This window comes from Desulfovibrio inopinatus DSM 10711, from assembly GCF_000429305.1.
In the GTDB taxonomy this organism is placed as follows: domain Bacteria; phylum Desulfobacterota; class Desulfovibrionia; order Desulfovibrionales; family Desulfovibrionaceae; genus Alteridesulfovibrio; species Alteridesulfovibrio inopinatus.
This window is the reverse complement of record NZ_KE386879.1, coordinates 49,438-62,464: the sequence shown is the minus strand read 5'-3', so window position 1 is coordinate 62,464 and position 13,027 is coordinate 49,438. Positions and strand designations below refer to the sequence as shown.

Here is a 13,027-nt window from a genome sequence, read left to right as displayed (position 1 = left end):
TTCTGCGTAGAAACTTTCGTTTGTTGTGTGTGTCTGCACACCAATTACTCGAATATTCAACTGCATACACCATCTCTTCATGCACTTTTGTCGTATGTGACGTACCGTGTACTTTGCTTACTCTCTAGAATTACTTTTTTACAAAAAGAAGAAAAGCGATACGCTGCATAATTATAGATACGATTCAAATGATTATTTTTTATTATTCTGGACAATTGACAACAACGGTGGAACTCCAATTGAACTTCGACCATCTCCCACAAGGTTGTACTGCTCTCTGGACGTCATAAGGATATTCAGATAAAGAAATCCAACTTTCCAAGGACTCGATATCAATGTTTGCCATGGATTGATATCGAGAGGGACGATCCAACAGCCGCGGATATACCGCGCATTGCAAGCGGAGGAATGGATGACCAGTCTGGAAAAGCCCCAAAAAGAGATTGCACCACGTCTTCGGGGCCTTCGTGAAGCCGTGGGGTTGACGGTTGAAGAGTTGGCGGAAAAAATCGGCATATCCGCCGTGGACGCTGCTCAATATGAAACAGGCGAAGTAGAGATCCCGGTCAGCTATCTTTTTGCTGTCGCCTCATTATGCCAAGTTGATCTTACTGTGCTTTTATCCGGAGGAGAGGCCCACCTCCATGAATACAGTCTGGTCAAAGCAGGACAAGGACTCAGTGTTGATCGTCGTAAGTCCTATGATTACAAAAGTTTGGCTTACCGTTTTTCCGGCAAACGAATGGAACCATTTCAGGTCACCGTTCCACCACGCTCAGAAGACCAACTCTCTTTTACGAGCCACCCTGGACAGGAATTTATCTACGTTCTTGAAGGCCGACTTGAAATTCGGCTTGGTTCCAAAATTCTTGAACTTATTCCAGGGGATAGTCTCTATTTCTCGTCACGCACTCCCCATGCGTTACGTGGGCTTGACAATGCTCCTGCTCAATTCCTCGACGTCATCAATTAACATAACGTCTTTCCTCAATCTGTTTGCACCGCATCGGTCACACACCGACCTGCCGACTTGGATGCTCGCACTGAGGCTGATTTGACGTAAGCCATTTTTTACTGCGAATGCTCTCTGCTAAGGATGCCGCCAATGAAAAAACAATCGTTTGGGAGTTATGAGGAGTTTTTGGCCAAGTTCAGGCTGGAGGTTCCAGAAAACTACAATTTCGCGTATGACGTCATTGACGAAAACGCCAGACAAGACCCAACACGGCTCGCCATGATCCACATTGACGATGCCGGCACTCGTCGTGACTATACTTTTGCCGATCTTGCGACCCAGTCCAGCCGCCTTGCAAATGCTCTGACGGAAGCTGGCATTGGGAAAGGCGACAAGGTCATGCTGATCCTGCTGCGACGCGTCGAATTTTGGGTTAGCATGCTTGCCTTGTCCAAAATTGGAGCACTTGCAGTTCCGTCTCCGGCTCTTCTGACACAAAAAGACATCGAATATCGCGTCAATTTCGCCAAGATAAAAGCCATTCTCTGTGAAGATAGTGTGGCCGACCGCGTTGATGCAGCTCAAAAGGCATGTCCAAGCCTTAAAGTACTTGTTTCAGCAGGAGAAACTGAGCCACATCCTGGGTGGCATGATTTTGACGCTTTCTGCGCAGGGAAAAATGATATCTATGTCCCTACGGGGGAACGTCCTGGTGGCGAAGATCCATTACTCATTTTCTTTTCATCAGGCACGACCGGACAGCCTAAAATGGTCGAGCAACTCCATTCCTACTCTTTGGCCCATTACATTACGGGCGTCTACTGGCATGACTTGGAACCAGGAGACGTTCACCTGACATTGGCCGACACTGGATGGGGAAAAGCTGTTTGGGGAAAATATTTTGGGCAATGGATGGCTGGCGCCACTGTATTTGTCTGGGATTTTCGAGGAAAATTCGAACCTTCCGCCCTCCTCGACGTTATTAGCCGTCATGGCGTCACCACTTTTTGTGCCCCGCCCACGGTATACCGTTTTCTCATTCGAGAAGACCTGAGCGCGTACGATCTGTCCAAATTGCGACATTGCACGACGGCAGGGGAATTGCTCAACGACTCGGTGTTTATTTCATGGAAAGAATCAACCGGGTTGCCTATCTATGAGGGATATGGACAAACGGAAACTACACTTCTTCTGGCCACGTATCCGTTCATGACACCCAAGCCCGGTTCTATCGGACGCCCGACACCGGGATGGGATATTGTCTTGCTGGATGCCGACGGAAATGTTTGCCCTCCAGGGGAAGAGGGAGAAATTTCAGTCAGCCTCAAAAAGGGATATCCCGCAGGTTTATTTAACGGTTACCTTGAAGAACCAGAACGTACCGCACTGGTTTTAGACGAAAATTATTACCGTACCGGTGATAAAGCCTGGATGGACGAGGATGGATATTATTGGTTCTTGGGCAGGGTCGACGATCTTATTAAAAGTTCCGGCTACAGAATTGGACCGTTTGAAGTGGAGAGCGCGCTCATCACTCACCCGGCCATTGTAGAAGCCGCTGTCACCGGTGTTCCCGATCCGATCCGTGGCCAAGCAGTCAAGGCGACTGTGGTCTTAGCGCCTGGATTCGAAGCGAACGATGAATTGACAAAACAACTGCAGGACCATGTCAAACAGGTGACAGCACCGTACAAATATCCGCGTTTTATTGACTATGTTTCCGAGTTGCCAAAGACTATAAGTGGCAAAATCAAACGTGCTGAAATTCGAGCCCGTGACGAAGGGAACAACTAACGGCCCCAATGCTTTCAGTCTTGGTATCGCGTCTCATTCTACAATGAGACGCGATGCTTACGAGAGATGGGCATTTGGGCAGGAGAAACCCGGACAAGTACAGGAGTACTTTTCGAAAAATACAGCCCAACCTGTTCTTCCGGATATATTCGCAAAACTCGTTTTCTCAACCCGATTTGATATGTCATCCACTTGAAAAGACGTGAAAAAATCATTGTCGACTCCTAGAATGCGAAACCTGTCCGGTTCCGATCAAGGCCTAAGGCCGTTTCCTTCATGCATTTGAGAGAATGTGTTTGTAGATCACGGTTTCATACATTGCACTCAGGCGTCGCGCCCGATGCCTGGCGAAACCAAAATCCATCAAACGACAGTACATGTGCATGGGGTTAAGACAATGTTGCAAATAATTACGCAGGCGAATCATGGCCGTCTCCTTGGCTGGAGGTCGCTTCCTTGCGATTCATGATGCAAAATTTACGCCTAAAAGAGTCTCATTTACATCACTCCTCCTGACGCCGCGCGCTTCCTTGCCGGCGCCCTATGCTTGTCTTATCGGCCGAATGAAAAAAAAGAATAGAGCCGAGAAAAGCGGAAAGATATTCCGGCTTCAGGATATGAATGTCTGCTTGTCTTGGACTATGCAGTATACAGAACCCGTTCCGTTGTCTGACGGAGTCGGCGGCTCAAAATTTTGGATATATTGAGTAATATCTTGAAGCCCAATTTCAGGTTAGCTTTACAGACATCTTGAAATGCTTGACGGGAGATGACGAGCAAGGCGGTTTCTGCCTTGGCTTTTGCCGATGCGGAACGTTTTTCTCGATCGATAAGCGACATTTCCCCAAAAAACATCCCTTTTTCCAGCGTCGTGATGACCTTTTTCCGATGGTAAATATTCTTTTTGAATATCTCGACTTGGCCTTTGATGATAAGAGCCATATAATCGTTATCTTCCCCATCGTGAAAAATATATTCCCCGTCTTCATATAGGACGATTTCAGCAAATTCGACGAGCACAGTAATTTCATCGTCAGAGAAATCCTTTCCCCACGGTGTTTTCCGCAGCATCGTCGAGACGTTGTATTTTTCTTTTTCTATCGCTTTCATAGAATCAAATCGGTCATGTGCTTGATTGTCCGTCACATCATCCACACCCGGCACGCTATCATACACAGCAGGAGATGTCGTGTTGGTATCAACTCGTGGACGTATTTCTGAAATACCAGGAACAACATGCAAAACTGCATCTTGTAAACGACGAAATAATGGCAACACCTGTCCGCAATGACGTTTCGAATGTCCGTGCTGAGTATTCATATAGAATCTCTCTTTGTTTCGGTAAAGACTTTTTCAACGAATCCAAGCCTCCAAGTGTTTTTTGCAAAAAAAAAGCCGAAAGTTACACTTTCGACTTTTTATTGTATTTTAAATAGTTATGTTTTTCATTCTAAAACTTGTAGATCAAACCTAAGCCGACATACCAAGGATCGTTGATATTTCCGGTAAAATTACGGGTTGAATTCCACACACTGGCCTTGGCTCCGGTCAGCTTTGCCCATCCCAATTCCAAAACCCACGTGAGATTGTCATTCATGGCGTATGTGTTAATCGCATTGATTCCGTAGAGCCATTCCGAAGTTGTTAAATCTTTCCCCAAAGCAACGTATTCACCATTTCCGCCACTCACGGCCACGGCCTGACGAATCCCTTTATCGGAGTTCGTCCCATTGGCCATAGCTAATGTCAGGGTATGCTTCAATTTCGGCACAAAAGAAATGTCTTTGAAGGAGAAAGCCAACCCCCAGCTTCCAATGGGATTGGATCCCAGATTGTTGTCGGTAAGAGGCTGTGTATTATCATAAAAAATCGTTCCCCCAGGCCCCCACTTCGTACTGGTTGCGGGAAGTCGTTCACTCCCATTGGTAATGCTGTCGTCTTCCCCGGTTCCCCACCATGCAGCAAGCTGAGGAGTTACCCATTCCAATCCGGTATATTCGACGGCCGTATCAGCAAACCACCCTTGCCGACGGTTACGCTCTGCATCGGCAAACGCGCCCTGCCCATACATAACATCCCCATAAAACCGGATAGGATCAAGAACAGATATTTCGAATGCCGCACCAGCCCAAAAAAAGAAATTTTGATTTTCCTGATAGCCAGAAGGTGTCAAATAAGAACCCGCAGTCAGTAATCCTTTTTGGTACTGTGAGCTGGGAGCAACTGCTTTGCCATACACGCCGGCCATGGCCCATGGAGTAATTTTAGCACCTGTCGGTGTAATGGGTATCGTCAAAAAATAGAAATCAAATTCATCATCAACTTCTGTTGTCGTTGAATCAAACATCCCATTGGAATCAAAGGGACGCCCAAAACCGAATCGTACATTGACAAGATCATCAACGATCGGTGCTTCTACCACAAGAGAAGCAATGGAACTGCTTTGATTGTCCGTGTTGATTACCGGGTTTTGGTAGAATACGGAGGAGATTGGTAAACTGAACGGTTGCATACCAACCGTAAAGGCTATGTCTGTATCCGGCCAGGTGAAATGAAGATAGGCTTGATATACTTGTACGGCGGTCGTCGAATTATCCGCGGTAAAAGTCCCATTTCCCCAATCGGTATTGTTTGGAAGGCGCAATCCAAACCGAAATTTCAAGTGCTCGTTCGCAATAAAATCCATACGTAAACGGGAACGTTGCCAGATATTCAAAGCATCGTATGTCCTTGTGCCTGCATCATTCCAGCCTGTAAAATTTTTATTGGACCACAAAACCGGAGCAATACGAAAGTCACCGACCATACGAATCTCTGTTGCCAGCGCAGTTGTCCCGACACAGAGAAAAAGGATTGCCAAAGCAATCCCACGATGAAGCGCCTGCATAAAATTACCACCTTTCCATTTGGTTACGCAGCCAGCCGGACCGCACAAAACACCGCCTTTCTCATCATGATATCGTCATCCAGAAGGCATCGTGCGCCAAGATCGTTAAGATTCTGATACTATGATGTGGAGCTATAGGGTGATCCCTGATGCCTGCACAACCTGACTCAAAACATGTTCAGCATCGAATAGTTGTTCTGCAAGACGTCTCGACGCCAGCTTTAATCCATGGGGATCGTCAATCACGCTGGCAAGCGCTGTGTGCATTTCGTCAGTATTGTTAAACCCGAATACGCCCTGCCCTTTCGGTATATATCGAAAGAAACCTGTATCTTCGACAATGATCGGCCTCCCACTGGCCAGATATGTTGCCGAACGATCAGAAAACCATCCGCTTTTTAAACGAACATTTTGTTCCTTGGCCATTGTAAATTCAGCCTTAGACTCCTGAATGTACCGCCTGTAGGCAAAGGGATCTCTGGAAATACGGTTGGCGTCACGAACGCACCACCCATGTTGAGCAAATCGATCACTATCGTTTGTTATTCCAGAAAACGTCAAATCAAAGCGCTCATTGGGGTACGATGCAGGGAGATCAATAATTTTTTCAAATCGAAGTGACTTGCGCCAGGAATAGACTTCTCCATTCAATTCAACATCACGCCCCTTGCTGTCCCAGGAACCGATCGTAGTCAAACCATCCCCAGATCCTGTTTGCATCGGCCAAAGATCAAGCGCCACAGGAGGTAACAAAGGTTTCCAATCAAAAGATCCCATGGGCACAGGTGTGGGGAAAAAGGGATCGGCTAAATTATAGCCGTAGGTAAAGTGAACGTCGTGTGCTTCGTAATATTTCCGCATTTTGGGAAAGTCACGAATTGAAATTTGTGTAAAAACCGGATCGGTATCGATAATGACTTTCGTTTTTGGACCGGCATACTCTTCCTCAAGCGGCAACAGTCCTGAAACGTTTATAAGCAGTTCTGCTTCATCCATAAAACTCTTTAATTCACGTAACGTCGCGCCATAAGAGGTGTCTTCAAAACGACTTCGATAGACGAACGTTCCATCAAAGCCGCATCGTGCAAAGAGGTCGTTCATAATCTGCCGCCCCACACTGGAGTCAACACCGTATGTTTTGGTGAAAGGATTGAATGGATAAGCCCAATTGGACGAGTCTTCAAGAAAAAGCACATCAAATCCGAGCCGCGAGAGACCGAGGAGATAATGCAAAATCATCCAGGCCTGTCCCCCCATGGGGAATGCGGCAGCATATCCCGCAATAACGGCTTTACGATTCTGACTCATGCTGGATTGCCACCACGTTTAAATGTTTGCCGAAAAGTCTCTCTGATCCTTCTTGCAACGTAACAACGTCAACTTGATGTTGATGAACCCAGGTCAAGAGCGCATCCAGTGTTTGAGAACTGATAGGTTCCCACCCCACTGAATCTCCAACACCGTGGAGGCAAAAAATAACCCATCCGTCATTCTGAATTGCATCCTTCTCAATGATACCACTGAGTTTCTGCAAAGAATGGTCACTATGAACGACAAATCGTTTCAAAGCATGTCGATCGGCATCGTGTTTGTAGTTTGCACGATTTCCTCCAACAGCAACGTTACTATACATGGAAAGACTTAAATCTCGTGTCTTTCTCGTCCAGTAATTATATGGAACAATATATGATGAAATATGAAATCCATATTTTTCAAGGTGCATCTTGGATTGAGCCATTTCGCGTTCATACGACATCGCACGGAATTTCCTCTCTCCTGGATACGGATGGATCACAATTCGCCCAATAGAAACATCAAAGAAATAGGATCCAGCTTGCGCTTTGAGATTGGAAAATGCCTGGACTCGGGAAAGTACATGATTATCTTGCACAATGTCTGTGAGAATCGGATAGAAATACGACGCACGCCACAGCATTGTATTTTGAGAATCGCGTACCGCATTGAGGGGTTCTGCTGTATATGTCAATGGAGCTTCGATAGGGCGGATATGGTTGGTTCCGTGAGAAGCGATTTCAAATCCGGCTTGGGCCAACACCTTGAGGTCATCGATATTTAAAAAATCAGGATCACCGCTCTCCACTCGTCGGGAAATCACTCCGACAACGGCGGGAACATGATGTTTTTGTAGAAGAGGAAATCCGTGCTGAATAACGCTTTTGAGCCCATCATCGAATGTAAGCGTTAGCATTCCCTTCGCCTCGGCAAAGGAACTTCCCCATATAAAAGGACACACAAAGAGGAAAACGAAGAAGAATCGAAAAATACTTGCGGAGTTCATGATATTGAGACGAGCAAAGGTTAAAAATTCCGTCCAAAGACGTCGAGAATTAACAAAGACATCGTCTGCGGTAAAGCTGGTCCTCTAAATTAAAAAATCAGGAGTTGCACTTTTGATCACCGGGTGACAGCTTCATGCTGTTTTCTTGATTGACGATGAGGAAAAAATTGTTAAAGCCAAAACCGGCCTTGTACAAAGAACCGCACTCAAGGCTTGTGGGCTTAGTGCCCCAACCAAGGTTTGGAGAATGTCATGAAGCACAGCGTCTCGTGTATTGCCATCGTTAGTTTGATCTTCATCCTCGCTTCCGAGGGATGGTGTCAGGCTCAGCATTTTGATACGTCATATTCAAATTTTGTCCGCTATCTTGATAAAGCGGCACAACTCTATTTTGACAGCGACGATCCATCAGATAAAAATATCCTGTCTCACTTTACTGCGACCACATCGCTTTTTGCGGAGAAATCTTACCTTTTTGCCACATTGCTTGAGATATTTGAGAATATGAAGAGTGAAGGTGACAAAACATATGTCAAGAATCGAATAGAAGGCGTTCGCACCAAAGAAGCCGGAAAACTCGAAAACATGATCGATATCACGTCTCGCCTTGTCGATACTGCAGACAACAAGGGAATTCAGTTCTTAGGGTATCAGATCATTAACGAAATGAGGATATTGCGTCGGAATATTGATCATCTTAACCTTCAATAAAGGCACCAAACGATAAACTTCACGCAAACATTGCAAGGTTATCTTCGTACCCTTCGGAATCGGCGTAGCGTGCTCTCACTTCGAGAAGACGTGGTAACAAGACTTGAAACTCACGGACTAAATCAGGGTCAAACATTGTTCCGGCTCCGTGAATGATTTCTTCAACCGCACGCTCAATTGGCCAAGCCTCTTTATACGGCCGTTTGGAACACAGCGCGTCAAAGACGTCACATAAGCATGTAATTCGACCAACTAAAGGAATGGAGCCCCCTTGCAGACCATGAGGATATCCTTTCCCATCAAACCGCTCATGATGCGATATTGCAATGATTTCAGCCATCTTCAATAGCTCTGACTGGCCTCCAGTAAGCATGCGGGCACCGATGGTTGTGTGTTGCTTCATGATGTTCCACTCATCCCCCGTTAATCGCCCCGGTTTGAGGAGAATGTTGTCTGGAATACCTATCTTACCGATATCATGCATAGAACTGGCATGATATAACGTATCGCACTCCTCCAACGGTAATCCGCATGCTTCCCCAAGGAGAGCGCACGTTCCACTGATACGTTTCACATGATGTCCCGTATCTGTATCTCGATACTCAGCAGCCATACTCAGTCGATGCAAAACTTCAATCTGTGTGTCATGAAGTTCTTGCGTCCGTTGGCGTACGCGTTCTTCGAGAATATCATTTTGTGCTTTGAGTGTGATGCGCGCTCGACGAAGGCTCACATGCGTTCGTACACGAGCCTTGACTTCAGTGATATCAAAAGGCTTCGTGATATAGTCAACCCCACCAAGAGCGAATCCCTTTGTTTTATCTACGGCATTGTCCATTGCCGTAATAAAAATAACGGGGACATCTTCAAGTCGTTCCTCGGTTTTGATTTGTTTGCATACCTCAAAGCCATCCATCCCCGGCATCATGATGTCAAGCAATATGAGGTCTGGCGTTCGGTTTTGCAAATATTTCAATGCCGTATGACCACTTGTCGCCACACCTAGTTTGTAGTCGTCTTTCAACGCTTCTACTAACAAAGAAATATTTGTTTTGGTGTCATCAACCAAAAGCACATTCGGTTGGTCGTGCATGTCCCCTCTCTCTTGACACGGTACGGATATGATTTGGTGCCTTCATTCAATGTGCTGCTTGGACCAACACATCCCGTAAGGCGATGACTTCTTCCTGTGCGGCATCGAATTCGTAGTCGTCGATTTTCTGGCGTAAACGATCAAAAGATTCTCCGCGCAGTCCTGTATATTCTTCAAGGCAACGCATGGCTCCAACTGGATCATAATCCGACAGTCGTTCCATAAGCTCGTCAAGCCATGAATGCATAGTGTGGAGATCCATTGCACTATATTGTTGCTCAATCGCTACACTCTGTAAAGCATTGCTGTCTGTTTTCAGCATGTGAAGGCGATGAACACTTACACACACGACCTTCAACTCACGCTTAAAACGTTCTGCCAACTCCCGTGAGCGTTCCAAATCATCTTTGTCCACCATGCGCTCCAAGTCACGAGCAACATCTTGCAATTGGACAGCCGCCACATTTCCGGCTGCACCCAGGACACGGTGAGCGATTTCCCGAACTGTTTTGATATCTCCCCGATCCAAAGCACGGGAAAGATCAATATCGCTTTTAGAAAAAAGCTCTACAAAGTCAAAAAGTACTTGAGCATAAACCGCATGACGCCCACCCAATCGTGTGAGCCCTTGAGTGACATTGAAGCCGTCGAGATCCATGGGAACTTTAAATTCATTGGAAAAAGAATTTGTTGAAGGCTGTGTCATCGTCTCAGTATTTGGACTATATTCGGTATGATCCACTCGTATCCAGTGATTCAATTTTTCATACAATACATTTTGATCAATGGGTTTCTTCACATAGTCATTCATACCGGCATTCAGACATTCTTCACGGTCTTCTATTCTGGCATGGGCTGTCATAGCGATAATGGGGAGCTCAGCAAAACGCTTATCTTCTCGAATACGCTGTGTGGCCTCCAAGCCATTCATTACTGGCATTTGTATGTCCATAAGCACAGCATCGAACGATGCGATTTGAATAGCTTCCAAAGCCAAAGATCCATTGTGAACAACATCGACATACAGACCAAATTCTTCAAGTATAGCCTTGGCTACCGTTTGATTCACTTCATTGTCTTCAACAAGAAGCACACGTGCTCCTTGAATTTTGGAGGTTGCTCCCCTTTGTTCATCAAAAGCACTCGGTAAGCATGGGTTGTGGCCGAACACAGCCATAATAGAATCAAATAGCACGGATTGTTTGATCGGTTTTGCAAGAAAACCATCAGTACCAACTTCTTGTGCACGACTTAGCTCTCGTTCCCGACCAAATGCTGTCATAAGAATCACAGGTATCGATGCCGTGTCCTCATTGCGGCGTATCTCTTCCACAAATTCGATACCGTCTTTCCCTGGTAACTTCCAATCCGTAAAGATAAGTTGAAATGTTGGCAAATCAGCGTCCTGAAGACGTTTGAGAGCGGCTTCAGCGGAATCAACGGTCTCAACGGTCATTTCAAAACATTCCAAAAGTTTGGCCATAACAAAACGAGCATATTCGCTGTCATCGACTACCAACGTATGAAGGCCAGCAATGGAACTGTAATTGGCTGAAATGTTAGAGTTCATCCGCTCTACTTCCAATTTGGCTGAAAACTGAAAGATGCTACCTTTTCCTTTTTGACCAGTCGCGGAAATTGTTCCTCCCATGAGCTCAACAAGGGTTTTGCAAATAGCCAAACCCAGACCAGTTCCTCCATAACGTCGCGTTATGGAGCCATCTTCTTGAGAAAAGGGCTCGAATAGCAGTTCGGCTTGCTCGGCACTAATGCCAATTCCCGTATCTTGAATTTTAAAATTGAGTTCGATGTTGTCCGCAACATGTTTAAGTACGGATACTGAAATATTGATTTCACCCTGTCGGGTGAATTTATAGGCGTTACCGGTGAGGTTAATAAGAACTTGTTTGAGCCGAAGTGGATCTCCACGAAGCTCCGCGGGAACATCTGTATCAATATGAAGAATAAGCTCAACACCGCTATACGCCATTTTTTCTCGGAAAATATCGGCAACTTCGTCCAAACAATCACGTAAACGAAACGTAATGGTTTCCAATTCAAGCTTACCGGCCTCAATTTTCGAAAAATCGAGTATGTCATTGATAAGGCCAAGCAGTGATCGAGCCGACGTGCGAATTATACGGAGTCGTTCTCGTTGTTTAGGATCCGATTCAGACGAGAGCGCAATTTCGCTCATTCCAATGACCGCATTCATGGGTGTTCGTATTTCATGGCTCATATTGGCAAGAAATTCACCTTTGGCGCGATTGGCTGTCGTGGCGTCCTGTGATGCTTTAGCCAAGAGTTTATTTTTTTTAATTAATTCAGCGGTCCGTTCCTGGACTTGCTCTTCTAATAGATTCCGATTGACTTTTAACAACCGGTCACGCTCTTCAACAACAGAAAGCATGCTATTAAAACTTTCAATCAATACTCCGATTTGGTCTTTGGAATATTGGGGCACACGCAATGAATAATCTTCTGTTGCTGTCACTTTTTGCGCCATATCAACCAGACTGGAGAGCGGTTTCGTCAGCAGAAAACGAAGAAAAACACTGAGACTGACAACGAGAACTAATTCAAGAAAGAGCATACGCAATACAACCATAAGAATCTCATGGCGTAACTCTTCGGTAAGAAATTCCGTTGTCACAAAAAGTTTAACAGATCCAACGTTATACCCTGATTTTTCGACAATGAAATTCGCAGATCGTTCTATAAAGTTTCCTGTATACCTTGGCACAACATGATGTGATATCGACCAATATTTGTTTCTTACGCCACCTGCAAAAATAGACGTGCCATCTTCTTCAATGACGACAATTGAATAAATGCGTTTATCACGCATAGATGTTTCAATTATACGTTCAGCTTCTTTGTTATCAACATTCCAAACTGGGTTTGACAACAGACGACTTAATTCCTGTACAGTAAAATCTGCAAAATCATTGAGTTCATCCATCATTTGTGTTCTGGATGTTTGATAGTCATAGAGTCCAAAAATGAAAAAAATGACAGTGATAACTGTAATGAGAATAAGACTAATTTTCGCATTCACACTGCGAAAAAATGTACTCGAAGAGTGATTGAAAAAGAAAGACGATAAAAACATGGAGGTTACAGAATTCCTCGTTCAGTCGTTGAGTTCACATTATTACGATGATGAGACGTTACCCATTCTTTGGAATCATTCTTTATATGAATTTGCATTTGGATATGTAATCACGATAAGATGACAATTTCAATAAAATACCTTTCTTCGTATCGAACGTATTCATACGGATGAAG

The 13,027-nt window shown here is 45.1% G+C and carries 9 protein-coding genes; 3 read left to right on the top strand and 6 right to left on the bottom strand.

Features of this window, described 5'->3' with window-relative positions:
* Nucleotides 1-412: 412 nt before the first annotated feature.
* Together G451_RS0122760 and G451_RS0122755 are read left to right on the top strand one after the other, a co-directional pair.
* Nucleotides 413-973, top strand: a complete 561-nt coding sequence (locus tag G451_RS0122760) for a helix-turn-helix domain-containing protein (RefSeq protein WP_027186051.1) — start codon at nt 413-415, stop codon at nt 971-973.
* Between the two features lie 132 nt (nt 974-1,105).
* Entirely contained in the window at nt 1,106-2,749 is a 1,644-nt protein-coding gene (locus G451_RS0122755; RefSeq protein ID WP_027186050.1) for an AMP-binding protein, read from the top strand.
* Between the two features lie 639 nt (nt 2,750-3,388).
* Here the strand turns inward: G451_RS0122755 and G451_RS0122740 are convergent.
* The 4 genes from G451_RS0122740 to G451_RS31205 all read right to left on the bottom strand — a co-directional run bounded on the left by G451_RS0122740 (nt 3,389) and on the right by G451_RS31205 (nt 7,845).
* A complete protein-coding gene (locus tag G451_RS0122740) occupies nt 3,389-4,069 on the bottom strand; it encodes a Crp/Fnr family transcriptional regulator (RefSeq protein ID WP_027186049.1) in 681 nt (226 codons plus the stop codon).
* A 130-nt stretch (nt 4,070-4,199) separates the two neighbouring features.
* Nucleotides 4,200-5,636, bottom strand: a complete 1,437-nt coding sequence (locus tag G451_RS0122735) for an outer membrane homotrimeric porin (protein ID WP_027186048.1) — start codon at nt 5,634-5,636, stop codon at nt 4,200-4,202.
* Nucleotides 5,637-5,768: 132 nt separating this feature from the next.
* Complete coding sequence (locus G451_RS0122730; protein WP_027186047.1) at nt 5,769-6,944, bottom strand: glycosyltransferase; 1,176 nt, start codon at nt 6,942-6,944, stop codon at nt 5,769-5,771.
* A complete protein-coding gene (locus tag G451_RS31205; RefSeq protein ID WP_169727929.1) occupies nt 6,928-7,845 on the bottom strand; it encodes a polysaccharide deacetylase family protein in 918 nt (305 codons plus the stop codon). The genes G451_RS0122730 and G451_RS31205 overlap by 17 nt, the downstream gene beginning before the upstream one ends.
* Nucleotides 7,846-8,187: 342 nt before the next feature.
* Here G451_RS31205 and G451_RS0122720 point away from each other — a divergent pair, with 342 nt between their 5' ends.
* Nucleotides 8,188-8,646: a hypothetical protein gene (locus G451_RS0122720; protein ID WP_027186046.1), complete on the top strand. Its 459-nt coding sequence runs from the start codon at nt 8,188-8,190 to the stop codon at nt 8,644-8,646.
* A gap of 19 nt (nt 8,647-8,665) precedes the next feature.
* On the opposite strand, the gene G451_RS31200 is transcribed toward G451_RS0122720, so the two are convergent.
* Both G451_RS31200 and G451_RS31195 read right to left on the bottom strand, forming a co-directional pair.
* The gene (locus tag G451_RS31200) at nt 8,666-9,739 is read right to left on the bottom strand and encodes an HD domain-containing phosphohydrolase (protein ID WP_051261808.1); all 1,074 of its coding nucleotides are present in this window, start codon (nt 9,737-9,739) and stop codon (nt 8,666-8,668) included.
* A 46-nt stretch (nt 9,740-9,785) separates the two neighbouring features.
* Nucleotides 9,786-12,851, bottom strand: coding sequence for a hybrid sensor histidine kinase/response regulator (locus tag G451_RS31195; protein WP_051261807.1), 3,066 nt, complete (start codon nt 12,849-12,851; stop codon nt 9,786-9,788).
* Between the last annotated feature and the right edge of the window lie 176 nt (nt 12,852-13,027).